This is a genomic window from Paenilisteria rustica (assembly GCF_013820765.1).
Lineage (GTDB): Bacteria > Bacillota > Bacilli > Lactobacillales > Listeriaceae > Listeria_A > Listeria_A rustica.
This window is the reverse complement of record NZ_JABJVM010000002.1, coordinates 287,314-309,896: the sequence shown is the minus strand read 5'-3', so window position 1 is coordinate 309,896 and position 22,583 is coordinate 287,314. Positions and strand designations below refer to the sequence as shown.

28 protein-coding genes and 1 riboswitch are annotated in these 22,583 nt (G+C 39.5%); of the genes, 14 read left to right on the top strand and 14 right to left on the bottom strand.

Annotation, left to right across the window (positions count from 1 at the left end):
* The first annotated feature begins 33 nt into the window (after positions 1 to 33).
* The 5 genes from HPK16_RS03435 to HPK16_RS03415 all read left to right on the top strand — a co-directional run bounded on the left by HPK16_RS03435 (position 34) and on the right by HPK16_RS03415 (position 4,680).
* Positions 34 to 588, top strand: coding sequence for a 5-formyltetrahydrofolate cyclo-ligase (locus tag HPK16_RS03435; protein ID WP_181675611.1), 555 nt, complete (start codon positions 34 to 36; stop codon positions 586 to 588).
* 94 nt (positions 589 to 682) lie between these two features.
* Positions 683 to 2,230, top strand: a complete 1,548-nt coding sequence (locus tag HPK16_RS03430) for a rhomboid family intramembrane serine protease (RefSeq protein ID WP_181675610.1) — start codon at positions 683 to 685, stop codon at positions 2,228 to 2,230.
* Positions 2,231 to 2,241: 11 nt separating this feature from the next.
* The gene (locus HPK16_RS03425; RefSeq protein WP_181675609.1) at positions 2,242 to 2,454 is read left to right on the top strand and encodes a YqgQ family protein; all 213 of its coding nucleotides are present in this window, start codon (positions 2,242 to 2,244) and stop codon (positions 2,452 to 2,454) included.
* 13 nt (positions 2,455 to 2,467) lie between these two features.
* Positions 2,468 to 3,439 carry an ROK family glucokinase gene (locus tag HPK16_RS03420; protein WP_181675608.1) on the top strand — a complete coding sequence of 324 codons (972 nt, stop codon included), beginning with the start codon at positions 2,468 to 2,470 and terminating at the stop codon, positions 3,437 to 3,439.
* Positions 3,440 to 3,579: 140 nt separating this feature from the next.
* Positions 3,580 to 4,680, top strand: coding sequence for a YqgU-like beta propeller domain-containing protein (locus tag HPK16_RS03415; RefSeq protein WP_181675607.1), 1,101 nt, complete (start codon positions 3,580 to 3,582; stop codon positions 4,678 to 4,680).
* A gap of 63 nt (positions 4,681 to 4,743) precedes the next feature.
* Here HPK16_RS03415 and HPK16_RS03410 read toward each other — a convergent pair whose 3' ends face one another.
* The 10 genes from HPK16_RS03410 to comGA are packed head-to-tail and all read right to left on the bottom strand — an operon-like array spanning position 4,744 to position 10,907.
* Complete coding sequence (locus HPK16_RS03410; RefSeq protein WP_181675606.1) at positions 4,744 to 5,565, bottom strand: ABC transporter permease; 822 nt, start codon at positions 5,563 to 5,565, stop codon at positions 4,744 to 4,746.
* Positions 5,562 to 6,500: an ABC transporter ATP-binding protein gene (locus tag HPK16_RS03405; protein ID WP_181675605.1), complete on the bottom strand. Its 939-nt coding sequence runs from the start codon at positions 6,498 to 6,500 to the stop codon at positions 5,562 to 5,564. Before HPK16_RS03405 ends, HPK16_RS03410 begins: the two co-directional genes overlap by 4 nt.
* Positions 6,497 to 7,012, bottom strand: coding sequence for a shikimate kinase (locus HPK16_RS03400; RefSeq protein ID WP_181675604.1), 516 nt, complete (start codon positions 7,010 to 7,012; stop codon positions 6,497 to 6,499). Before HPK16_RS03400 ends, HPK16_RS03405 begins: the two co-directional genes overlap by 4 nt.
* A gap of 23 nt (positions 7,013 to 7,035) precedes the next feature.
* Positions 7,036 to 7,398, bottom strand: coding sequence for a hypothetical protein (locus tag HPK16_RS03395; RefSeq protein WP_181675603.1), 363 nt, complete (start codon positions 7,396 to 7,398; stop codon positions 7,036 to 7,038).
* A 1-nt stretch (position 7,399) separates the two neighbouring features.
* Positions 7,400 to 7,855: a competence type IV pilus minor pilin ComGF gene (gene comGF / locus HPK16_RS03390; RefSeq protein WP_181675602.1), complete on the bottom strand. Its 456-nt coding sequence runs from the start codon at positions 7,853 to 7,855 to the stop codon at positions 7,400 to 7,402.
* Entirely contained in the window at positions 7,821 to 8,120 is a 300-nt protein-coding gene (gene comGE, locus HPK16_RS03385; RefSeq protein ID WP_181675601.1) for a competence type IV pilus minor pilin ComGE, read from the bottom strand. Before comGE ends, comGF begins: the two co-directional genes overlap by 35 nt.
* On the bottom strand, positions 8,110 to 8,535 hold the full coding sequence (comGD, locus tag HPK16_RS03380; protein WP_181675600.1) for a competence type IV pilus minor pilin ComGD: 426 nt from the start codon (positions 8,533 to 8,535) through the stop codon (positions 8,110 to 8,112). The genes comGE and comGD overlap by 11 nt, the downstream gene beginning before the upstream one ends.
* Positions 8,532 to 8,852, bottom strand: coding sequence for a competence type IV pilus major pilin ComGC (gene comGC / locus HPK16_RS03375; protein WP_181675599.1), 321 nt, complete (start codon positions 8,850 to 8,852; stop codon positions 8,532 to 8,534). Before comGC ends, comGD begins: the two co-directional genes overlap by 4 nt.
* A gap of 26 nt (positions 8,853 to 8,878) precedes the next feature.
* Complete coding sequence (comGB, locus tag HPK16_RS03370) at positions 8,879 to 9,910, bottom strand: competence type IV pilus assembly protein ComGB (RefSeq protein WP_181675598.1); 1,032 nt, start codon at positions 9,908 to 9,910, stop codon at positions 8,879 to 8,881.
* Positions 9,891 to 10,907, bottom strand: a complete 1,017-nt coding sequence (gene comGA, locus HPK16_RS03365; RefSeq protein WP_181675597.1) for a competence type IV pilus ATPase ComGA — start codon at positions 10,905 to 10,907, stop codon at positions 9,891 to 9,893. The genes comGB and comGA overlap by 20 nt, the downstream gene beginning before the upstream one ends.
* 358 nt (positions 10,908 to 11,265) lie before the next feature.
* A riboswitch (glycine riboswitch) is annotated at positions 11,266 to 11,358 on the top strand.
* A 95-nt stretch (positions 11,359 to 11,453) separates the two neighbouring features.
* Between comGA and gcvT the strand changes: the two genes are divergently transcribed.
* From gcvT to gcvPB, 3 genes are read left to right on the top strand one after another with little or no spacing between them, the layout of a single operon-like run.
* Complete coding sequence (gene gcvT, locus HPK16_RS03360; RefSeq protein ID WP_181675596.1) at positions 11,454 to 12,542, top strand: glycine cleavage system aminomethyltransferase GcvT; 1,089 nt, start codon at positions 11,454 to 11,456, stop codon at positions 12,540 to 12,542.
* Between the two features lie 18 nt (positions 12,543 to 12,560).
* Positions 12,561 to 13,907, top strand: a complete 1,347-nt coding sequence (gene gcvPA, locus HPK16_RS03355) for an aminomethyl-transferring glycine dehydrogenase subunit GcvPA (protein WP_181675644.1) — start codon at positions 12,561 to 12,563, stop codon at positions 13,905 to 13,907.
* Positions 13,904 to 15,388, top strand: coding sequence for an aminomethyl-transferring glycine dehydrogenase subunit GcvPB (gene gcvPB, locus HPK16_RS03350; protein ID WP_181675595.1), 1,485 nt, complete (start codon positions 13,904 to 13,906; stop codon positions 15,386 to 15,388). The genes gcvPA and gcvPB overlap by 4 nt, the downstream gene beginning before the upstream one ends.
* Positions 15,389 to 15,432: 44 nt before the next feature.
* Here gcvPB and HPK16_RS03345 read toward each other — a convergent pair whose 3' ends face one another.
* The 4 genes from HPK16_RS03345 to HPK16_RS03330 are packed head-to-tail and all read right to left on the bottom strand — an operon-like array spanning position 15,433 to position 17,758.
* The gene (locus HPK16_RS03345; RefSeq protein ID WP_181675594.1) at positions 15,433 to 16,074 is read right to left on the bottom strand and encodes a pentapeptide repeat-containing protein; all 642 of its coding nucleotides are present in this window, start codon (positions 16,072 to 16,074) and stop codon (positions 15,433 to 15,435) included.
* Between the two features lie 56 nt (positions 16,075 to 16,130).
* On the bottom strand, positions 16,131 to 16,514 hold the full coding sequence (locus HPK16_RS03340; protein ID WP_181675643.1) for a rhodanese-like domain-containing protein: 384 nt from the start codon (positions 16,512 to 16,514) through the stop codon (positions 16,131 to 16,133).
* 52 nt (positions 16,515 to 16,566) lie between these two features.
* Complete coding sequence (locus HPK16_RS03335) at positions 16,567 to 16,842, bottom strand: hypothetical protein (protein WP_181675593.1); 276 nt, start codon at positions 16,840 to 16,842, stop codon at positions 16,567 to 16,569.
* A 10-nt stretch (positions 16,843 to 16,852) separates the two neighbouring features.
* Positions 16,853 to 17,758, bottom strand: a complete 906-nt coding sequence (locus HPK16_RS03330) for a DUF1385 domain-containing protein (RefSeq protein WP_425487918.1) — start codon at positions 17,756 to 17,758, stop codon at positions 16,853 to 16,855.
* A gap of 219 nt (positions 17,759 to 17,977) precedes the next feature.
* Here HPK16_RS03330 and HPK16_RS03325 point away from each other — a divergent pair, with 219 nt between their 5' ends.
* The 6 genes from HPK16_RS03325 (at position 17,978) to nusB (ending at position 22,558) form a co-directional block, all read left to right on the top strand.
* Positions 17,978 to 19,039 carry a M24 family metallopeptidase gene (locus HPK16_RS03325; protein ID WP_181675591.1) on the top strand — a complete coding sequence of 354 codons (1,062 nt, stop codon included), beginning with the start codon at positions 17,978 to 17,980 and terminating at the stop codon, positions 19,037 to 19,039.
* A 72-nt stretch (positions 19,040 to 19,111) separates the two neighbouring features.
* On the top strand, positions 19,112 to 19,675 hold the full coding sequence (efp, locus tag HPK16_RS03320; protein WP_181675590.1) for an elongation factor P: 564 nt from the start codon (positions 19,112 to 19,114) through the stop codon (positions 19,673 to 19,675).
* 206 nt (positions 19,676 to 19,881) lie between these two features.
* A complete protein-coding gene (gene accB / locus HPK16_RS03315; protein WP_181675589.1) occupies positions 19,882 to 20,343 on the top strand; it encodes an acetyl-CoA carboxylase biotin carboxyl carrier protein in 462 nt (153 codons plus the stop codon).
* A 12-nt stretch (positions 20,344 to 20,355) separates the two neighbouring features.
* The gene (gene accC / locus HPK16_RS03310) at positions 20,356 to 21,711 is read left to right on the top strand and encodes an acetyl-CoA carboxylase biotin carboxylase subunit (protein WP_181675588.1); all 1,356 of its coding nucleotides are present in this window, start codon (positions 20,356 to 20,358) and stop codon (positions 21,709 to 21,711) included.
* A gap of 12 nt (positions 21,712 to 21,723) precedes the next feature.
* Positions 21,724 to 22,122: an Asp23/Gls24 family envelope stress response protein gene (locus HPK16_RS03305; protein WP_181675587.1), complete on the top strand. Its 399-nt coding sequence runs from the start codon at positions 21,724 to 21,726 to the stop codon at positions 22,120 to 22,122.
* A 43-nt stretch (positions 22,123 to 22,165) separates the two neighbouring features.
* Entirely contained in the window at positions 22,166 to 22,558 is a 393-nt protein-coding gene (gene nusB, locus HPK16_RS03300) for a transcription antitermination factor NusB (protein ID WP_181675586.1), read from the top strand.
* Positions 22,559 to 22,583: the final 25 nt, after the last annotated feature.

The following is a 22,583-nucleotide window of genomic DNA, read 5'->3' as shown; positions in this document are numbered from 1 at the left end:
ATGGAAAAGATTCTAGGCTAAGGAGGAGACGAAATGGCAACCAAAGCGGCGCTACGTGAACAAATACTGACACAATTGAATAAAATGGATCAAGCTACATATGAAAAACGATCACAAGTCATCGCAGAACAATTATTTCAAGAAAAAATGTGGCAAAACGCTACGACAATTGGCATTACAATCGCGAGGTTTCCAGAAATAGCAACGCAAGCAATCATCAAACAAGCTTGGCAAGATGGAAAAGTTGTATCGATACCAGAGACCGACAATAAAACCAAATCGATGCAATTTCGAGTCTACGAAGATGGCGATGAGCTCTGTAAAAAAGCATTGGGTCTCTATGAACCGTTAGAGAGCGCTGCAGTTGTTCCAAAAACAAAAGTGGATTTATTGATTGTTCCCGGTGTTTTATTCCGCACAGATGGCTATAGAATTGGTTTTGGCGCTGGTTTTTACGATCGTTACCTAGACGGCTATCAAGGAGCTACTATTTCGCTATGTTATCCCGAGCAAATAACGACTACTTTTAAGCCAGAACCCCATGATTTACCCGTCCAAAAACTAGTGATTGAAAATAATCTGAAATAATAGCAAAAAATTGGCGGAGATTGATTTACAATGTTCGCTTTTTTGCGTATAGTAGTACTTATAAATAGGATTTTAAAAGAAAGCAGGGAATTTTTTGAGCCTCCAGGAACAGTATATTTTTTGGCGCTTAACTAGTTATTTTCTAATTGAGGAAGGATATCGACTCATCCATCTTCATGAAAAGAAACAAGAACTTTGGCTAGATAATCCAGCCCAAAAGAAGCGACCAGTTATTCGAATTCAGATGAAGGAGCTCAGTTGGTCTAGTGTCGTCGAGCGAGATATTGAGCAAGTCATGCGTGTGTGCGAGGATTTACGCAAGCAGATGGGACGTTTGAAACTACCACTAGTCAATATGTATATCACACCTTTTAAGCCAGTTGGGGACACTTCAGAATGGTTCGATAAACCATTACAATCAGAAAATGAGAAAGTAAGTCTGAACAATATATTAATCGATGCAGAAAACGCAGATGAGCAGTTAAAGCAACTAGAAACAGATTTCGGTATACCTGCCGAGACATTTCAAGTTCCAACTGAACTAGACGAGAGCACCATCACTAGTGAGCGCAGCGTCGTTATCAACTATATCACCACAAAAGTAAGTGATGAACAGGTGCAAGCTCGCAAAGAAAAGCCATACGTGACATATGTTTTACTTGCGATTCAAATAGCGGTGTTTTTAATCATGACATTCACGGGAGGAACGAGCACTAACACATTTAACCTTGTTAGGTGGGGAGCAAAATTCAATCCACTCATATTTGCAGGAGAATGGTGGCGCTTCATTACGCCGATGTTTATCCATATCGGATTACTACACTTACTCATGAACTCTGTTGTCCTGTATATTATAGGACCAATGGCAGAAAAACTGTTTGGTAAGTGGCGTTTTGTGCTCATCTATGTGCTATCTGGCATAACAGGAGTTGTCGCAAGTTTTGCCTTTAACATTAATGTGGCTGCTGGAGCTAGTACGGCCATATTTGGTATTTTTGGTGCCTTGTTATATCTAGTCGTATTAAAACCTCATATTTATGCAAGGTCACTCGGAATCAGCATTGCTGGTTTAGTTGTTGTCAATTTAGTGGTTGATCTGTTTTCCCCAGGCATCGATCTCGCAGGACATATCGGCGGTTTAGTGGGCGGCTTTCTAATTGCTGGAGCTCTATCCATGCCTCATCAATACTTCCATTGGCGTCGGATTTTATATGGAGCTTCCGCTATTTTACTGACTGCATTTTTCCTGTGGTTCGGTTTTGACAAAGGAGAGCATCCGTATGATCCACAAAATGCCAACGCTGTAGCAGGGGCATTTATACAAAATGAAGATTACAAAACAGCACGAAAAATCTTGCACCAACTTCAAATTTCAGGCAGTGCCGATGCGCTAACCTATACAAACTTAGCTGTTATTGCAACGATTCAAGAGAACGAAGTGAAGGCAGCAGATTTTGCAAGAGAAGCAATTGCGCAAGAATCATTTAATCCACATGCCCATTTCTTATTGGCCCGTAGCTACGAAATGCAAGGGAACTTGGGACAAGCATTAAAAGAAGCCACAATCGCGGTTGAACAGCAAGATACAAAAACTTATGTCCAGTATAAAAGCTATTTAGAGAGCAAAATTCAAACAAGATAAGAGGTATCGTTATGAAAACAGTCTATGATGTGGCTCAATTACTGAAAAAATACGGCATTATCGTTTATCTTGGTAAGCGACAATGGGATATCGAAATGATGGAATACGAGCTAACTGAACTGTTTAAACATAAATTGCTGGATCGTGAAGTCTATGCTCATGCAAGATCGATTCTCAAAGTAGAACTAGACAAAGAGAAAGCAAAAAATAAGGTAGTAGATTAGGAGACATGTGAAAATGGAAAAGAAATTAATTGGCGTTGACCTTGGCGGCACAACTGCGAAAATCGCAATTCTAACAACCGATGGCACGATTGAAGAAAAATGGTCTGTCGAAACGGATATCTCAGATGAAGGTTCCCATATTGTTCGTAACATCGGCGACAGCATCAATCAAAAATTAAAAGACTTACAATTGGATCACGACGCTTTCTATGGTATCGGAATGGGGACGCCTGGCACGATTAACTACGAAACCGGCACAGTTAAGGGAGCATACAATCTAAACTGGGCGAAAGAGCAAAATGTAGCCACTGATCTCAAAAAAATCACCAGTTTAGATGTTCATTTAGACAATGATGCTAACATTGCAGCGGTTGGCGAAAGATGGCAAGGAGCTGGCGAAGGCTCAGCGAATGTTTTCTTTGTCACATTAGGAACGGGCGTCGGTGGAGGTATTTTTGCAGAAGGTAAAATTCTTCATGGAGCTAAAGGCGCAGCAGGAGAAATTGGTCATATCACGGTAGATACTAGTAAAGAAGCCTATGACTGTACATGTGGGAAGAAAGGTTGTCTAGAAACCATTGCTTCTGCTACAGGAATCGTGCGTGTTGCAAAAGATTTAGCTAAGTCTTTTGAAGCGGATTCTAAGTTGAAAGGCTCTATACAGCAGGAAACTGAAGATATAACATCTAAGTTGATTTTCGACCTCGCAGCAGAAGATGATGCCTTAGCACAAAAAGTAGTTGATCATATTTGTTTTTACCTTGGTCTAGCATGTAGCCATATCGGCAATATGCTTAATCCAGAAAAAATAATCATTGGTGGCGGGGTTTCGGCCGCTGGTGATGCCCTTTTAACTCCTATTCAAGATTATTTTGAAGGTATGGTTTTCCCAGCAGTTCGAGAATCAACATCGATTTCGATTGCAACGCTTGGAAATGACGCTGGTGTTTTGGGTGCCGCATGGTTAGCTTTACCGTCTGAATAATAGCTTATTTAGCTAGATGTACTACTGGCATTAATGTAACGCTAGTAGACATCTAGCTTTTTTTATAAATGGAAGGTTGTTTCACTTCCTTGATGTCAGGGTAAAATAGTAGTAACATATTAGCAAATGGAGGGAAAGAGATGAATAAATTTCGCATAAGTTTTATAATTACAATCCTTGGACTTTTATTTCTTTCCTACGGCTGTCAAAATGAGCAGACACCTGTCAGCAAAGAAAGGATAACGACTTCGAATAAAATTAAAACCTTAAACATTCAACCTAAAGAATTTCAACGGATTGTGGGCTGGATAGACGATAAGAATGTCCTAGTGCAACTGAGGAAAGAGGGAAAAGTAACCTTCGAAAGGCTCAATGTTTTTAACGGAAAGCAGCATCAAATATATGAAACATCACATGTCATCTCAGAAGTCATCATTAGCCCGAACCGAGATTGTTTCCTTATTTATTCTGCCGAAAGCAAAGATAAAGCAGCTTTAGATGTTATTTCAATGGCTGGGTCGCGGATGAGCACGAAGCAAGTAAAGCCACAAAATATAGAGTTTGCATGGAATCAAGATGATCAAAATAAGATGTTCCTCACAACATTCGATACAGATTGGAATTACCAAGTATTTCAATTAGATATTCCTTCTGGTAATTTGGTTCAATTGAATACAGACTCACCATTTGTTTCGTGGTATAGTGATAATTTATTTATTTTCAATCAAAAACTATCACCACAAAAAGACAGAGGAGACCTCTATCTCGAGGATATTCGCGATAAGACGATTAAAAACCTGGTTGTCGCAGATGTCTATAAATTCGCTGTATCTGCCAATACACTACTAACAATGGAGCCAAGCAAAGATGATAAATCTATGGTGTATAACTTTAGGACACTTGGTTTTCAATCTTATTATCAATATGAAGCACCAAGGGTATACGATGAGTTGGGGACATTCTTTCCATTCTATGATTTGAATGTAGAAGAGGAATCATTCCTTACATTTGAACCGTATGAAAGTAAGAAGCTAAAAGACCATGGCGGCGAATTCAAGCTAGTTAAAGTGAACCCAACAGAGAAAAAGAAAGAAACCATATTGGAACTAACAAATAACGAGCCTATTGTTATATCACCAAACGGTAAATACTGTTTATACGGTTACCTATTTGATCAAATAATTGATTTAGAAACAAAAGACATATCCTATTTGATACAACATCAGGATAAGATGTATTAAAATGCCAGAAAAGCACTATCGTAATGAGATAGCTCTTTATCTGGCATTTTTTATTTTATACAATTAAACAGACACATCTCTTTTTTGGAAAAAAATGAAGGATAGAGCCATAAAAATAATATAGTATACACTTAGAACCCCGATAGCTAATCCTGGAGAAAGACCTTTTACATCCATTCCGAGGCCATTTGCCTGCATGCTTACATAGTATAGTGGAGCCATAAAGATGTATTTGAACCATTGGAATTGTTCTACCAACATAAGCGTGATTCCACCTGCAATACTATTGATAAACAGCAAGAATAGTCCAATCCCTACAGCCAAAGCCTGACTTCTTAAAAGTGAAGAAACCATAAATGCAATCGAAGTAGAAAAAATCAGTTGAATCGAGAAGTAACCTAGTTGGGAACCAATCGCATCTAAAGCATTTTGTCCTACATTTGTAATATCTCCGTTCTCTGAATAGGTTGGATTAGTTACACTAATATCTTGTGTCAAGCTTCCAAAAGAAGTTAAAATCCCACCAATAATATAAGACATAGCAATCGTAAATATAGTTAAAATGACTGCATACATAAGAACAACAATATATTTAGAAAGGAGAATCTGCCAACGTTGATATGGCCGAATCAACAATAACTTTATTGTGCCATAACTAAATTCAGAAGATACAACAGCGCTAGCCACGACAATAGAAAATAGGGCTACCATAAACATACTGATGCTGTTTACAGATAACATCAATTGGATATTATCAATGTCGGGGACAAAAGATTTAAAACTTGCGGATAAAGCGAGAATGATAACTAAAATAATAAGAGGATATAGCCATGTACTGAACCTTAGTGATAATTTCTTTGTTTCATTCGCGATTAATGACATCATTCCATGCTACCCCCATTTTGTTTTGTAATTTCTAAGAAACGCTCTTCTAATGTTTTAGTATGTGCTTCTATTGCAAAAATCGAAACATCTTCTGCTACTAAATTCTTAACAAGCAACGGGATGTTGGAGGGACTACTTTTCACAAAGAAATGCGATGTTCCATTATCAGCTAGTATGTAGTCGATATTCCAATTTGTGAGTAGTTTTTTAGATAATTCAAGAGGCTCAAGGTGCATATGGAAAGTTTGTAATTGTTCCGTTTCTGCTAGATTTTCTTGTTTCATATCTGCAATATGCGTCAGCTCTCCGCGTTCTATAATTGCGAATCGATCACACAGTAGTTCCATTTCTGTTAGTAGGTGAGAGGATACAAGAACACTGACACCTTGACTAGCTAATGTTTTCATCTGCAAACGGAATTCTTTCATTCCCTCTGGATCTAATCCATTTGTAGGTTCATCAAAAATTAATAGTTTTGGTTCGTGTATAAGCGCCTGTGCCACGCCTAATCTTTGTCTCATCCCAAGCGAGTATGTTTTTACTTTATTATTAATTGCTTTGTCTAAATGCACGAGCTGAATAATTTCATGTAAGCGCTCGTGTGAGATTTTGTTTCGCGACATAGAAGCAAATGTTTTGAGATTCTGTAGCCCTGTCATATACGGATAAAATTCTGGATTTTCTACGATTGCTCCAACTTGTTGGATAGCTTCTGTGTAAGATTCGTCTATGTTTTTTCCTAAAATTTTAACCTCTCCGCTAGTCTTGCTAATGAGTTTGACAATACTTCTGATAATGGTTGTTTTTCCGGCACCATTGGGGCCTAAGAGTCCAAATATTTCACCCTCGTTCACTGAAAATGAGATATCTTTTATAATCGGTTTAGCTCCAATTCGCTTAACTAAGTGATTTATTTCTAAAACAGGCTGTGTCATAATTGCTCCTTCCTTGTTTGAAAATCTTGTTTTATTTGATCTGCGATTTCTTCGGGCGTTAGGTTATCTGTCTCTACAATTAGACCGGCGGCACTCTCGTAGAGTCTTGTCCGAGCCTCAAAAATAGCAATAATTTCATCTTTACTCTTTTCTTGAATGAGAGGGCGTGTGGTGTCGCCTTTTAATCGAGAAAGAAACGTATCAGGACTGGTCTTTAAATATACGACAAAATCAGCTGCTTCTAATTTCAACCGATTGTCATTAGCTAAAATAATGCCGCCTCCGGTTGATATAATGGCATCTTGTAGTAATGCTCTTGTTAGCATTTGATGCTCTAATTTACGAAATGCTGGTTCGCCTAAATTTGCAAAAATTTCTGTAATTGATATCTGGTGTTCGGATTGAATCTCCGTATCGATATCAACGAAAGGTAATGCTAGTTTTTTAGCTAGTATTTTACCAACTGTTGATTTTCCAGCACCCATAAATCCAGTTAAAACAATTTGTTCCATGAAAGTCCTCCCTTAGCTTCTGTTTAATTTAGTAGAAGACGAATTTTCTGTAGCTTAATATCCCAAAATACAGATCGTTTCAGTATATAGCCATTACTAAGCTCAGTTATGATATCATATCTGATGTAGTCTTCTGTACTATCTGCCCAATTATACCATAAAACAGCGTTATTGTGCTTTTCTGTGAAGGTTTTTTGCCCGCTTTTTATGCGTGAAATATTATTAGGGAGCGATAGATTTGTAAGAGTAGTGGCGAGATACTGATCCTGTAGTTGTTTTTCCATATGCAGCTTGGAGACATAGATATTGGTTGCTCCAAGCATTGTAATAATACCGATTAACGTAACATAAAGGCATAATATATACGTAAACCCATTCTGCTGCATGCTATTTACTCCCTTCTGGTTGGATATAAAAACGGGCAGATAACTGAGTATCATCTTCAAAAGTGACTTCATACAATAACTCTTCCTCTGATTTTTTTGACCATTTGTCTTGTTTTATGTTCGTTAAAAGTGGTTCATGCCCTTTATTATCAACAGAACGGCGAGTTAGGTTTTGATATGCTTCGTAGGTCACTAATTTGGATTGAGCAATGAAGGTTATCTTATGATCGGTGACAGTTAGCTTAGTACCTGTATTTAATTCTTTTTTTGTATGGTTCATGAAGAGTTGCCACTCATAATTTTTATCAATGTCCATTACTTTCAAGACAGATGCGTAGCTTTGGAAAATCAGTGGAATGAAAGAGGCTACGATGATAACAATAAGTAGTGAAAATAGAGATTCAATTAAGGTAAATCCATGCTTATTTAATAGCGTAACAAATATTTTCTTTAGCATAAGTAGCGCAAAATTGCTTCGCCTCCTGATTGTAAGTTATTCGGTATGCTTGCTTTTTAATGGTTACATCATAACTAGATGAAAAACGGCTGTTTAAATGAAATTGACTTTCCTCAGAGAGTAACTGTTGAACTGTTGTCAGTTGATTTTGCTTGTGTAGATTTTGTTTGATTTGCATCATTATGGGGAGTAGGGAAAGGACCACTAAGGATAGTAAACTAAGAGCAAAAAGACTTTCTAATAAAGAAAAACCATCAGATTTCATCAATACGAAACCTCCCTTTTCCAATTTGAAAAATAAGCGCATATTTTTTGTTCTGACCTTGAATAATAATGGTTTTAAATCTGCTGATATTTCCAAAAGGTGGAGAAAAGCGAAAGGTTTGCTCGCTTTTCTCTTGAAAATGCAATGTGGGAGTGAATTTTCTTGATAATGCTAATTTAGAAGATTTGCCAGAATAGGTATCATTATTACCATTTAGAAGAAGTATCGATTCTTGATTCGTAGTTATGGCCTCTGCCTGAAGATACATGATATCTATTTTGAGCTGATCAAGACTTTGTTTTTCTAATAAATGAGTCATCAGATTGCCAGCTGGAAGAACACTGATGCCTAGAATGATAAAACTAATAGAGAGTACGAGTAGCATTTCTATTAAAGTAAAGCCATCCTGTTTCATGGAGCTTCCGTTACTTTCCCGCTGCTATCAATCAAAACATCTTTACCATTCGGACATTTTTTCTGTTCGCCTTTTAGATAGCCGCCGCTTAAAAGGTCTTGTAAAGAAGGTACTTTGTTATTTTCTAGTTGATATGCTTGTGTCTGTCCTTGAACCATCGTAATAAACGCGTCACACCCCTTGTCGTTAATGGATTTACTCTGCTTGACGATATTTGGGATAGTGAGTAAAAGTAGTACACTAACCACGAGCAGAACAATCAACATTTCCACTAAAGTAAAACCTGATTCATCTTTCCAATTGATTTTTTTTAACATTTAAATCACTCCTATTTTTTTATTATTCAGATGGAGTTTACCATCGAGAACATCGGGAAGAGGATGGATAGATAGATGGATACGATAAGTACGCCAATCACCATAAATACAGCAGGTTGTATGAAGCTGAATATCTTTTCTATTTTTTCTTCAGATTTTTGATGACATAGTTTGTAATAAAACAGTAGTTCTTCAGCTAATTGACCATTTTTTTCGCCATGTTGGATAATATAAATTAACTCCGATTCAAAAATAGCGAAAGAAGCGAGGGATTTTGTAAATAAGGTCCCTTCAGAAAATGCTTTTTCGATGGATGTGCTAATATGTTTGAACAAGGGTGGGGAGTCTTGTAATGCGAACACTTGAACCATATCATTAATGGACAAGCCGCTTTTTAAAAGGTAACCGCATTCGCGGGCAAATAATTGAGAATAATGCAAACACATAAACTTTTTTAAGATGGGAATTCTGCAATAAAGTTCCGCGCGTTCGTAGGAGTTCTTTTTTCTTTGTTTTGTTAGGAAGATAGTACATAACATAAATAGAACTCCCAAGAAAGCTAAGAAAAGTAAGGGGAGCTTTTCTAGAATAAAATAAGTGAAATTGGTGGTTTGATTTTCTCCGTGCGTTAACTGTGTAAATAGCATGTCGAATTTCGGAAGTAGGAAAATGCGTAACAGGAAGAATACAACAATAACGGTCATAAAAAGGATAAGTGGATATTGGAAAATTTTCCGCAACGCCTTCTGTTGCTCTGCTTTTCGCATGAGGTGATCTCCGGTTTCTTGAACGGTCTCATTAAAATAACCGTGTTTACTAGCATAGTGGAGCTGTGTACAGACAAAACTCGGAAAATTTGCTTGTAGCAATGCCTCGCTAAAGGGGGCCCCTGAAGAAAGTGTTTCAATCATTTTTGTATTCCGGGATGCATCTTTTGGTGTTGTAATAGAGAGGAATGAAATCGCCTCTTCCATTGTAAAGCCCTTATTTAGAAGATCAGCAAGTCGTATGAGAAATTCGCCGTCAGCACGCCAATTATTACGAAGAGAAAAAGCCATAACAAACTCCTTTCTTGAGTTGTTGATTTATATTGTTTACTATATCGATTTCTACGGTAGTCGTAAGAAAATCATTAATTTGTTCTTTTTCTATGAATTCGTAAAGGGCGGTTCTTTTTTGCGCGAGATGGTTACATAAAGCGTGGCATCTACTAGTGCAAAACATGCAATGTAAGTGTTTTAGTTGTTGATGGGAGATGCCAATGAGGCATTGTCGTAATTCTTCTTTATCAACGCCCAGCTCTAAAAGGCGTGATAAGACACCATATGTGCTGTCTGCGTGTACTGTGCTCAAAACGAGATGTCCTGTCAAAGCGCTTCGAATAACCATTTTGGCTGTATGTGAGTCTCTAATCTCACCCACAATTAAGATGTCTGGGTCATGGCGAAGAGTTGCTCGTATGATATCTGCGTAATCAAGTCCTGCTTTTTCGTTGATTTGTACTTGTAGAAATGCTGGCATCGGGCGTTCAACAGGGTCTTCTATGGTAATAATCTGTAAGGGATGTTGCAAACTCAAAGAATGGGCCAGGCTATACATACTTGATGTTTTACCGCTACCAGTTGCTCCCGAAAATAAGAGGAGACCGGTTCGTTTCTGTGCAAGGGAAAGTATATGGTGCGTTATTCGTTGGAAAACGCTGCTTTTTTGAAAAGGTATTATTTCTTGTTCTGAGAAAACACGAATTACCATGCTTTCAATAAAGCGGAAATTAGGTATAGTAGCAAGTCGAACGGATACTTTGCGCCCTTGAATACTTGTTTGAAAAGCACCACTTTGGGGTTTTCTAGTCTCGCTAATATCCATGAACCCTCGATATTTCAAATGTGCTAGTAGTCGCTCACCTTTATCAATCGGAAGAGAGGCAAAGAATTGTAGTCTTCCATTGATACGTAGCAAAATACGATACTGTTCTTCTGCTGGAATTATGTGTACATCGCTTGCTGTGAGTAGAATTGCTTGATTTAAGAGGGTGTTGGCTAAATTTTGAATCATGTTGGCAGGCTCCTTATTTTTGTCTATGCTAAATGTATTCGCCGTAACAACACTATTTCCCTTTTCATATAGAAAAGCGAGTTTGTGATTTTAAAGTGATATATGAGCTCAAAAATGAATCTTACTAGAGAAAATAGGCAGATAAACTTTGGAATCAGGGTTAGAAAAATATTTTAGTTTGCACTAATTGTTCTATTGTTCACATACGTATAATAGAATAGAACTTTCTTTGTAAAACCCTTTCATTCCGAACTATATGTCTGAAAAAATAAAAACAGCATCTTAAATTTAATTATTTGCCGAACGATGGGGTCTCGTGGTAACATATAGGAAAGGCAGCTAATACATAATAGAGCGGATGAAAATAGACAGAGAGACTGCGAATTTTGCAGCGCCGACGGGGAAAGCATGGGAATGTGAAACTCTCAGGCAAAAGGATGTTTATGGGACGCAACTCTGGAGGCATTATTCCTTATTTTGGAGTACGACAGAGACTTATTTTAACGAGTAAGTCCTTTTAGTATGCAAAAAAAGAGGAGGATTCACATGACAGAATTAAAGAAAACGCCTATTTTTCCGTTATATGAAAAGTACGGTGCGAAAACAATTGATTTCGGCGGATGGGACTTACCAGTACAATTTTCAGGAATAAAGGCCGAGCATGAGGCTGTAAGAACAGGTGCTGGGTTATTTGACGTGTCGCATATGGGGGAAATTGCGGTGCAGGGACCTGAAAGTTTGGCATTTTTACAAAAAGTATTGTCTAATGATATTTCTAAATTAAAAATTGGAAAAGCTCAATATAATATTATGTGTTACGAAACTGGTGGTGTAGTGGATGACTTGGTCGTTTATAGGAAAGCGGATGACGATTATCTACTTGTTGTAAACGCGTCAAACACAGAAAAAGACTTTGAATGGTTGGCAGAACATGCGTCAGAAGGCGTTAAAGTGAATAATGTTTCCGCAGATTATGGACAGTTAGCTTTACAGGGGCCTAACGCTCAGACTATATTAGCGACTTTAACGGATGCAGATTTAACGGCACTTACATTCTTTGGCTTTGTTGACAACGTGGATGTAGCAGGTGTTCCAGCGCTTATATCAAGATCAGGCTATACAGGGGAAGATGGTTTTGAAATTTATACTAAAGCTTCAGATACACCTCAAGTTTGGGAAGCGATTTTAGACAAAGGTGTACTGCCAATTGGCCTTGGAGCACGTGATACATTGCGCTTTGAAGCAAACTTAGCCCTATATGGTCAGGAGCTTACGCAAGATATTTCGCCACTTGAGGCTGGTGTGGGCTTTGCGGTGAAATTACAAAAAGAGCCGGACTTCATTGGTAAACAAGCCTTGATAGCACAAAAAGAAGCTGGTTTATCGCGCAAATCTGTTGGTATCGAGCTAATTGATCGCGGGATTCCAAGACATGATTACAAGGTCTTTGCCGCTGATAAAGAGGTCGGAATTGTAACAAGCGGCACACAATCTCCAACACTTGGTAAGAACCTAGGTTTAGCGTTGATTGATATTGATTACACAGCGCTTGATACTGAAGTGGAAGTCGAAGTTCGCAACAAGAAATTGAAGGCAAAAGTAGTGCCAACCCCATTTTATAAACGCGCGAAATAATGAGGAGGATGTAATATGATGGCGAAACATCGTTTTTTACCAATGACAGAGCAAGATGAAAAGGATATGTTAGATACAATCGGAGTTTCTTCTATTGATGAACTGTTTACGGATATTCCTGAATCCATTCGTTTTAACCGAGAATATAATTTAAAACCGGCGAAATCTGAACCAGCACTTTTGAAAGAACTCGCTAAGTTGGCTAGTAAAAATGCGGATTCAGTTGAGTATGCCTCATTTTTAGGGGCTGGTGTTTACAATCATTACATTCCGACTGTGGTAGATAGTGTGATTTCTCGTTCTGAATTTTATACAGCTTATACGCCTTACCAACCCGAAATTTCACAAGGAGAGTTGCAAGCCATTTTCGAATTCCAAACGATGATTGCAGAAATTACCGGCATGGATTTAGCGAATTCTTCCATGTACGATGGCGGAACCTCGCTTGCGGAAGCTGCAATGTTAGCAAGCGCTCACACAAAACGCAAAAAAATCTTAATTTCAAAAGCGGTACACCCTGAATCGCGCAATGTCGTGAAAACGTATGCGATGGGGCAACATATCGAGGTTATCGAGATCGATGAAAAGGACGGCGTAACAGATTTGACAGCTTTAAAAGCGCAAATAGACGATACAGTAGCGGCAGTTATTGTCCAGTATCCTAATTTCTATGGTCAAGTAGAGGCGTTGCAAGAAATCGAGCCATTAGCACATGACAATAAGGCCTTATTCGTGGTTTCGAGTAATCCATTAGCGCTTGGAGCATTGACGCCGCCTGGGAAATTCGGCGCGGATATCGTCGTCGGTGATTCTCAAGTATTCGGCATTTCAGAAGCCTTCGGGGGACCGCATTGTGGTTATTTTGCTGTAAGCTCAAAATTAACCCGTAAAGTGCCTGGACGACTTGTTGGCGAGACCGTGGATGAGAATGGGAAGCGAGGATACGTGTTAACATTGCAAGCGCGTGAACAGCATATTCGTCGTGACAAAGCGACATCCAACATTTGTTCCAATCAGGCTCTGAATGCACTAGCTTCATCAGTTGCGATGAGTGCGCTTGGCAAACAAGGGATTACTGAAATGGCGAAACAAAACATTGATAAGTCTCATTTTGCAAAGAAAACCTTCCAAGAAAAAGGGTTTAATGTTATTTCTGGCGATGCGTTTTTCAACGAATTTGTAGTGAAATTATCGAAACCAGTGAAAGAAGTCAATTTAGAATTGCTAGATCAAGGCTTTATTGGTGGCTATGATTTGGGGAATTACGAGGAGAAATACGCGAACCACATGCTCGTAGCTGTAACGGAAATGCGTACAAAAGAAGAAATTGAGTCGTTTGTAACAAGTTTGGAGGGTGCAAAATGAATAATAGCGAAACAATGCCATTAGTATTTGAGCGGTCGGTTCCAGGTCGTATTGGATATAGTTTGCCGGAGCGCGATGTGCCAGAAGTAGACTTGCAGCATTTATTCGGGGCTGCTTATGTGAGGGAAACGCCTCCTGCTTTGCCAGAGTTGAGTGAGCTGGAGTTAATGCGTCATTATACAACCCTTTCTAACCATAATTTCGGCGTTGATTCGGGCTTTTATCCGCTCGGTTCTTGTACAATGAAATACAATCCAAAAATTAATGAAAAAGTTGCACGTTTCCCAGGTTTCGCGAATATTCATCCACATCAACCGGAGGAATCTGTACAGGGCGCTATGGAGATGCTTTACGATCTTCAAGAAAGTCTTGTTGAAATCACTGGCATGGACGAAGTAACATTGCAACCTGCTGCTGGTGCACACGGAGAATGGACTGCATTAATGCTAATCCGCGCTTTCCACGAGGCAAATGGGGATCATCATCGCACAAAAGTAATCATTCCAGATTCCGCGCATGGTACGAATCCTGCATCTGCCTCTGTCGCTGGCTTTGATATTATTACCGTGAAATCAAATGAAAAAGGACTTGTTGACATTGAGGATCTAAAAAGCGTGGTCGGCGATGATACAGCAGCATTGATGCTTACAAATCCAAACACGCTCGGTCTTTTTGAAGCAGATATTGTAGAAATGGCTGATATCGTGCATAGAGCTGGCGGGAAACTGTATTATGACGGTGCGAATCTGAACGCGATCATGGCAAAAGTTCGTCCTGGTGACATGGGCTTTGATGCTGTTCATTTGAATTTGCATAAAACATTCACAGGCCCACATGGCGGTGGTGGACCTGGATCAGGCCCAATCGGTGTGAAGAAGGACTTAATTCCATTTTTACCGACACCCGTTTTAACGAAAAAAGAGGATAAATATACATTTGATTACAATTATCCACAGTCGATTGGACGAGTGAAACCTTATTATGGTAACTTTGGTATCAACGTTCGCGCTTACACGTATATCCGCACAATGGGGCCAGATGGTCTGAAAAAAGTAACGGAATATGCTGTGCTGAATGCAAACTACATGATGCGTCGTTTAGAAGGAGCCTACGATTTACCGTTTGACCAAATTTGTAAACATGAATTTGTGCTTTCTGGAAAACGTCAAAAACAATTAGGCGTCCGTACATTGGATATCGCTAAGCGTCTGTTGGATCATAATTTCCATCCACCAACTGTTTATTTCCCGCTAATCGTGGAAGAAGCCATCATGATTGAACCAACAGAAACCGAGTCAAAAGAGACTTTGGATGGTTTTATCGATGTGATGCTTAAAATTGCGAAAGAAGCAGAGGACAATCCTGAAATTGTACAAGAAGCACCATATAACACCTATGTAAAACGCTTGGATGAAACGCGCGCAGCTAGAAAACCAGTCTTGCGCTACCAAGAAAAAGTAGAAGACGAAGTAACGACATGAAAAGAGGCCGTGTTCCAGTTAAATCGGGAAACACGGCCTCCTTTTTAGTCTTCTTCCGTAATCACAACACCAAGCGCTCTCGCAAAACTAAGTGCTTGCTCGGATGTTACGCGACATCCTCGTAATTTATCAAGTGAGACAGTCATACCGTCAAAGTGATTGACACTTAAATCAATACTTTCCATCAAAACGTTAGAAAAATTGGCTTCATTTAGCTTGCAATTAATAATTTCCGAATGCTTCAATTCACTCTCATAAAAATCCGCGTTTATAAGCGAACAATCATGCCATTCTACGTGCTTGAATTTCGAAAAACCGAGCGAACTCATCGTCATTAGGCAGTTTTGGAATAAGGTATTATGTATCATAGAATCTGAGAGGTCAGCACCCGTTAACTTGCAATCAATGAACTGACAGCGGTGAATAACGGCAGAATTAAAAGCAACATTTGAAAGGTTACACTTCTCGAAAATGACATCAGTGAGTTCGATATTCGGAAATTCGAGTGTCACGAAGTTCACGTTCCGCATAATAACTTGGTCGAGCACGATTCGTTCCATTGGATCAAAATCAAAGTCACGATCTTCTATCAATACTTCTCGTAGGTAGACTTCTTCGGAAAGCCAATTGGAATCTAGCGGTTCCAGATGCGCCGGTATTTTCGGTGTTTGCATTTTTTTTGACATGATAAAACCTCCTAGAAAAAGCCACTAAGCAATCGACGCGCTCAGTGGCTGTATGCTTATTTTGATTTTGTTTTTCCTGTCCATTTTTTGTAGCCGCCTTTTAGTTGGAACAGGTTTTTGTAGCCTGCTTTGTAAAGCATGATAGCTGCACGGTTGCTTCGTTGTGCGCTTTGGCAATACAAGTAGACTGGTAAATCTTGACGAATTTCTGCTTTCCGAGCTTTCATTTGGGACATCGGGATGTTTCTTGCTCCTAAAATGTGCCCAGCATCGAATTCTTTTGGCTCACGCACATCGATCAGTTGCGCTTTCCGGTAGTCTTTTTTGAATTCTTCCTCGGTTAAAATGGTTAACGCTTTCTTGCGCATCGTATATTGATACACTTCATAGCCTAGCAAAACGACCAAAATGGCAATTGCTAAGACCCAACTCCAGTCAATATTCAAGCTGATATACCCCTTTCGTTTCTTTATCTCCACTTACCATTATAACTTATTTTTTCTTTCCATCAATGACTTTCAAAGAAGTTTTTCGTTTTTTTGTTTGCGGATTGTTTTTTGCGCGTAGTTTCTGCGATTGTTTAACCGATGCTTGGTATTTATCATCTTTTTTCGGTCTATTTCCTAGAAAGCGGAAGAGTAGCCAAATAATGAGGATTAGAATGATGGCTACGACAAGGCTGCTAATAATACTTTTAAAGCCTACGAAAAAGATACCAATCACTGCTAAAATAGCTAAAATATAAAACCAAATAGGGAATTTGCGCATATTTTTCACCTCATTCTAGTAATTCTAGGTTTTCAGGTAGTGCTTCTTCCCGTTTGCTTTTTTCGACGCGATGCAACTCGTTGAATGATGCAATAGCTACTTCGACTTGATCATCTTGGGGTTCTTTTGTTGTCAAAAGTTGCAACCATAAACCTGGAACACCGAGGTATTTCAAAATCGGGATGTTGCGGCACTTGTTCGTTAGTTGTAAGACTTCAAATGCTACGCCGAGTACAACGGGGATGAGTAAAATCCGGTTGACAACTCGAACCCAGAGTGGATCTGTTGGCACGAGCATATAGATAAACATGCCGACAATAACGGTAAATAAAATGAAGCTAGAGCCGCAACGGTAGTGAAGTCGTGATCTGCTTTGGACATTTTCAACGGTAAGCTCTAAATCGGACTCGTAGCAATTGATGACCTTATGTTCTGCGCCGTGGTATTGGAACACGCGCTTGATGATGGGCGTTTGCGAGACGGCGAAAATATAGCCAAGCAAGAGAAGTAATTTGAATAGCGTTTCTAGCATAATTTGCCCCATATCACCTGACACGACTGGTCTGAAAAGATTCGCTATAAAAACCGGAATGAGTGTCATGACAAATTTTGCGAAGATGAAGGAAAGGACGCCGACAACTGCCACGCCTAGCCACATCGCTAGTTTGGACTCTTTGGTTTCGATTTTCTTATTTTCTGCTTCGTCAAGCGGGTCCTCATCATAACGATCCGTTGCGAAAGTTAGATGCTTAGAGCCGATTGCGCTTGATTCGATTAAAGCTACGATACCTCGAATAAAAGGAATTCGCTTCAATGTTTGCACCCAGCCAGGTGGGTTTTTCGTTAAATAGAAGTATTCAATGGTGCCATCTTTTCGTCGGATGGCAGTGACGGTCTCTCTGCGGCCCCCAAACATGACGCCTTCGACCACGGCTTGACCGCCATATATTCCTTTTGTCTGTTCACTCAAAATCGTTCACCAGCCTTATTTAGTATACATCTGTTATTCTACGCTAATTTGCTTGATTCGTATAGTTATAACGCATAAAAAAAGTTATTTTGCGCAGTTTGTGATAGAATAGCTGTATTCGAGCGAAAAAATAGTTACATAACGAAACATTTAGGAGGAATTAAAATGACTAAATTAGCAAAGATTCAAGCGGCTTTAGAGGATAGAAATATGGAAGCTGTTCTTGTGACGAGTGACTATAACCGTCGTTACGTTGCGGATTTCACAGGAACGACTGGTATGGCTCTTATCACGCCAAGTAAAGCCTTTTTTGTAACAGATTTCCGTTATACGGAACAAGCGGCTAAGCAAGCAGTAGGCTTTGAAATTCGCCAAAATAAAGGTCCGATTTTTGAAACAGTACAAGCAATTATCGCAGAATTAGGCATTCAAAAGCTTTATTTTGAAGAAGCTTATGTAACCGTGGCTGAACACAAATTAATGCAAAGCTTTTTCTCGGCGAAATTAGAACCGTTTAGCGACTTGTTTGAGGATATGCGTAAAGTCAAAACGGCATCGGAACTTTCTGCGATTAAAACGGCTTGCGAGATTGCAGACGAAGCATTCACGCATATTTTGACATTTATTAAACCTGGCTTGACGGAGTTAGAAGTATCCAATGAACTGGAATTTTTCATGCGTAGAAACGGGGCATCTGGTTCTTCCTTTGATACGATTGTTGCATCTGGACTTCGCTCGGCCTTACCGCACGGTGTTGCATCGGACAAAATCATTGAAGTAGGCGACTTTGTGACGATGGATTATGGTTGCTATTATAACGGTTATTGCTCTGACATGACACGCACGATTGCGATTGGCGAACCTAGCGCGAAGCTAAAAGAAATCTATGCGGTGACCTTAGAAGCACAACTTAAAGTTATTGACGCCCTAAAACCAGGGATGACTGGCATTGAGGCGGATGCTATTGCCCGCGATCATATTGCCTCAAAAGGATACGGCGAAGCATTTGGGCATTCATTAGGTCACGGCATCGGTTTAGAAATTCACGAAGGACCAAATCTTTCGATGAAGAGTCCAAATGTCCTTGTGGCAGGAAATGTTGTGACGGATGAGCCAGGCATTTATTTACCAGGCGTTGGCGGCGTAAGGATTGAAGATGATATTTTAATTACGGAAACAGGAAATGAAGTTTTAACACACTCATCAAAAGAACTAATTATTTTATAGAATTGTATAATGGCGCGTTTTGTGGTTAAATAAGTAAGGATGAAACCAACTTAAAAGTAGGAGGATACAAAGATGATTTCAGTAAATGATTTTAAAACAGGTTTAACGATCGAAGTAGATAACGGCATCTGGCGCGTGCTAGATTTCCAACATGTAAAACCAGGAAAGGGCGCTGCATTCGTTCGTTCGAAATTACGTAACTTACGTACTGGTGCTATTCAAGAAAAAACATTCCGCGGTGGCGAGAAAGTAGCCAAAGCACAAATCGATAACAATAAAATGCAATATCTGTATGCAAGTGGCGATCAGCACATCTTTATGAACACAGAAACATACGATCAAATCGAGCTACCAGAAAAACAAATCGAGTATGAATTGAAATTTTTACGTGAAAACATGGAAGTTCAAATCATGATGTACCAAGGAGAAACGCTTGGTGTAGACTTGCCAAACACGGTTGAGCTAAAAGTAGTAGCGACAGACCCAGGAATTAAAGGCGATACATCTTCCGGTGGTTCAAAACCTGCAACGCTTGAAACGGGCCTTGTTGTCAACGTTCCTTTCTTCGTCAATGTGGATGACACGCTTGTTGTCAACACGACAGAAGGCGGATCATACGTTTCACGTGCACAATAATTGAAAAAATAGTCTGTCTTATTCTGTTCAGAGCCTAGTTTTACGGTTCTCCGTGAGCAGAATAGGATAAGGCTATTTTTTTTGCAAAAAAACGGTGTTAAGCTACGAGTTTCTACGGAAAGTATGGTACAATAATTAGGATGCGTGACGAATGCATTTGAACTTATATATATTTTATAGATGAATTTTGAGGAGTGTTATAAATAATGTTATCAATTAACGAGATTAAGCAACTTGTGAAATTAGTAGATGAGTCTTCATTGACTGAGTTCGAATACGAGACAGAACAAGGCAAGATTAAAATGAAAAAAGGTGGCGAACATACAGGGGCACCAGTTGTTTCCACACCAACAGTACAAGCAGTTCTTCCAGCGCCACAAGTAGAAGCAGAAGTAGCTACCGTAACACCAACCGCACCAGCAGAAGACTTCCATGTTATCACATCACCAATGGTCGGAACTTTTTACAGCTCTCCAAATCCAGAAAGCCCAGCATTTGTAGAAGTTGGCGCTATGGTGCATGAGAAGACAGTTGTGGCGATTATTGAAGCGATGAAATTACTAAATGATGTCGATGCAGATGTGAACGGTGAAATTGTCGAAGTACTTGCTTCCAACGGTGAACTAGTCGAATTCGGTCAGCCATTATTCAAAGTTAGAAAGAAATAAGGGGTAATAATCATGATAAAAAAAATATTGATAGCGAACCGTGGAGAAATCGCTGTTCGTATCATCCGCGCTGCAAAAGAGATGAATATTGAAACGGTTGCCATTTATTCAGAAGCAGATGCTGAGAGCCTACATATCCAATTGGCAGATGAAGCATACTGTGTCGGACCTGCACCTTCGAAAGAAAGCTATCTTAACATGTCGAATATTATTAGCGTTGCCGTATTGACGAATTGTGACGCGATTCACCCAGGTTATGGCTTTTTAGCGGAAAACGCTGATTTTGCAGAGCTTTGTCAAGACTGCAATATTATTTTCATCGGTCCGAGTGCCGACGCGATTTCGCAAATGGGAACAAAAGATGTCGCCCGCGAAACAATGAAAAAAGCAGGAGTCCCAGTCGTTCCAGGCTCTACAGGAATCATTCAAGATGTAGAAGAAGCGAAGAAATTGGCGAAGAAAATCGGCTATCCTGTCATCATCAAAGCAACAGCTGGTGGCGGCGGTAAAGGAATTCGTGTCGCTGAAGATGAAGAAAAACTCGTTTCCGGCTTGCAAACGACGCAACAAGAAGCCGAAGCAGCATTTGGCGATTCCGGCGTGTACATTGAGAAATTCATTCAAGATTTCCGTCACGTTGAAATCCAAGTCATGGCGGACAATTATGGTAATGCCATTCACTTAGGTGAACGTGACTGCTCTATTCAACGTCGCCTTCAAAAACTAATTGAAGAAGCACCATCACCGGCCCTAGACGAAAAAATGCGTCAGAAAATGGGGAAAGCAGCTGTAAAAGCAGCGAAAGCCGTAAAATATTCTGGCGCTGGAACCATCGAATTTATTTATGAACCACACGAAAAAACATTTTATTTCATGGAAATGAATACGCGTGTACAGGTGGAACATCCCGTGACAGAGTGGATTACTGGTATTGACATCGTGAAACAACAAATTCTCGTTGCATCTGGTGAACGCTTGACCATCAAACAAGAAGACGTGAAATTAACTGGTTGGGCAATCGAATGCCGTATTAATGCAGAAAACCCAGAGAAGAATTTCATGCCAGCACCAGGAGAAATCAAGTTTTACCTCCCACCAGGTGGCAATGGTGTTCGCGTCGATTCTGCGGCATATCCGAACTACAAAATCCCCCCATATTACGATTCCATGGTAGCAAAAGTGATTTGTTATGGTGAAACGCGTGATGAAGCAATCGCTAAAATGAAACGAGCGTTGGGCGAATTTGCAGTCGAAGGAATTCCAACAACGATTCCGTTCCATTTACGCGTGTTAGACCACGAAGTCTTTATTTCAGGGGACTTCAATACGAAATTCCTTGAAAAGTATGATGTAATGAATCAATCGTGAGGAGAGATAATCATGGCATTAACAAAAAATAAAAACGAGGAAACACTTGGGAAAATCGAAATAGCACCCGAAGTTATTGGCGTTATTGCAGGCCTTGCTGCGGCAGAAGTTGAAAATGTGGCTGGTATGCAAGGTTCATTTACTAATGAAATGCGCGAACGTCTTGGTGGCGCAGTAAACCATAGTAAAGGTGTAAAAATTGATTTAACGGAAGATGGTATTGTGATTGATGTTTATTGCTATATTCAATTTGGAGCAACCATTCCACTTTTAGCACAGAACATTCAAGATAGCATCCGTGAAACTATTCTAAATATGACTGGCCTAGAAGTCGTTGAAGTGAATATCCATATTGTTGGTGTCCAATTCGAACGGCAAGAAACGATGTCATTTGATGAAATAGAAATTTAATAAGTAAGGCGGAACCTTACTGAACTAAGGAGTAGAGCTTTTAATGAAAAGACGAGAAGCACGAGAAAAGGCTCTTCAAATATTGTTTCAAATGGAACTTAACGAGATGCATTTGGATCAAGCGATAGCCAACGTGATGGAAGACCAGAGCGATGCCTATGTTGATAAGTTAGTAGAAGGCGTCGTTGCCAATAAGACAGCGATTGACGAGCTGATTGCAGGGAATTTGGACAATTGGAGTATGGATCGATTGAATAAAGTCGACCTTGCTATCCTACGAGTGAGTGTATTTGAAATGGTTTATTGTGAAGATATACCCGACAGAGTAAGCTTGAACGAATCACTCGAAATCGCCAAAATTTTCAGCGATGAGAAGTCAAGTAAGTTTATCAATGGTGTTTTAGCTAATATCGCGAAAGATGACGATATAGATTAAATATTTTTACGCAGTGTCATTTTTA

Excerpts from the sequence above, each read along its gene's own strand:
- HPK16_RS03435 (WP_181675611.1), top strand. The coding sequence starts at position 34 with ATGGCAACCAAAGCGGCGCTACGTGAACAAATACTGACACAATTGAAT.
- HPK16_RS03425 (WP_181675609.1), top strand. The coding sequence starts at position 2,242 with ATGAAAACAGTCTATGATGTGGCTCAATTACTGAAAAAATACGGCATT.
- HPK16_RS03420 (WP_181675608.1), top strand. The coding sequence starts at position 2,468 with ATGGAAAAGAAATTAATTGGCGTTGACCTTGGCGGCACAACTGCGAAA.
- HPK16_RS03415 (WP_181675607.1), top strand. The coding sequence starts at position 3,580 with ATGAATAAATTTCGCATAAGTTTTATAATTACAATCCTTGGACTTTTA.
- HPK16_RS03410 (WP_181675606.1), bottom strand. The coding sequence starts at position 5,565 with ATGATGTCATTAATCGCGAATGAAACAAAGAAATTATCACTAAGGTTC.
- HPK16_RS03405 (WP_181675605.1), bottom strand. The coding sequence starts at position 6,500 with ATGACACAGCCTGTTTTAGAAATAAATCACTTAGTTAAGCGAATTGGA.
- HPK16_RS03400 (WP_181675604.1), bottom strand. The coding sequence starts at position 7,012 with ATGGAACAAATTGTTTTAACTGGATTTATGGGTGCTGGAAAATCAACA.
- HPK16_RS03395 (WP_181675603.1), bottom strand. The coding sequence starts at position 7,398 with ATGCAGCAGAATGGGTTTACGTATATATTATGCCTTTATGTTACGTTA.
- comGF (WP_181675602.1), bottom strand. The coding sequence starts at position 7,855 with ATGCTAAAGAAAATATTTGTTACGCTATTAAATAAGCATGGATTTACC.
- comGE (WP_181675601.1), bottom strand. The coding sequence starts at position 8,120 with ATGAAATCTGATGGTTTTTCTTTATTAGAAAGTCTTTTTGCTCTTAGT.
- comGD (WP_181675600.1), bottom strand. The coding sequence starts at position 8,535 with ATGAAACAGGATGGCTTTACTTTAATAGAAATGCTACTCGTACTCTCT.
- comGC (WP_181675599.1), bottom strand. The coding sequence starts at position 8,852 with ATGTTAAAAAAAATCAATTGGAAAGATGAATCAGGTTTTACTTTAGTG.
- comGB (WP_181675598.1), bottom strand. The coding sequence starts at position 9,910 with ATGGCTTTTTCTCTTCGTAATAATTGGCGTGCTGACGGCGAATTTCTC.
- comGA (WP_181675597.1), bottom strand. The coding sequence starts at position 10,907 with ATGATTCAAAATTTAGCCAACACCCTCTTAAATCAAGCAATTCTACTC.
- gcvT (WP_181675596.1), top strand. The coding sequence starts at position 11,454 with ATGACAGAATTAAAGAAAACGCCTATTTTTCCGTTATATGAAAAGTAC.
- gcvPA (WP_181675644.1), top strand. The coding sequence starts at position 12,561 with ATGGCGAAACATCGTTTTTTACCAATGACAGAGCAAGATGAAAAGGAT.
- gcvPB (WP_181675595.1), top strand. The coding sequence starts at position 13,904 with ATGAATAATAGCGAAACAATGCCATTAGTATTTGAGCGGTCGGTTCCA.
- HPK16_RS03345 (WP_181675594.1), bottom strand. The coding sequence starts at position 16,074 with ATGTCAAAAAAAATGCAAACACCGAAAATACCGGCGCATCTGGAACCG.
- HPK16_RS03335 (WP_181675593.1), bottom strand. The coding sequence starts at position 16,842 with ATGCGCAAATTCCCTATTTGGTTTTATATTTTAGCTATTTTAGCAGTG.
- HPK16_RS03330 (WP_425487918.1), bottom strand. The coding sequence starts at position 17,758 with ATGTTTGGGGGCCGCAGAGAGACCGTCACTGCCATCCGACGAAAAGAT.
- HPK16_RS03325 (WP_181675591.1), top strand. The coding sequence starts at position 17,978 with ATGACTAAATTAGCAAAGATTCAAGCGGCTTTAGAGGATAGAAATATG.
- efp (WP_181675590.1), top strand. The coding sequence starts at position 19,112 with ATGATTTCAGTAAATGATTTTAAAACAGGTTTAACGATCGAAGTAGAT.
- accB (WP_181675589.1), top strand. The coding sequence starts at position 19,882 with ATGTTATCAATTAACGAGATTAAGCAACTTGTGAAATTAGTAGATGAG.
- accC (WP_181675588.1), top strand. The coding sequence starts at position 20,356 with ATGATAAAAAAAATATTGATAGCGAACCGTGGAGAAATCGCTGTTCGT.
- HPK16_RS03305 (WP_181675587.1), top strand. The coding sequence starts at position 21,724 with ATGGCATTAACAAAAAATAAAAACGAGGAAACACTTGGGAAAATCGAA.
- nusB (WP_181675586.1), top strand. The coding sequence starts at position 22,166 with ATGAAAAGACGAGAAGCACGAGAAAAGGCTCTTCAAATATTGTTTCAA.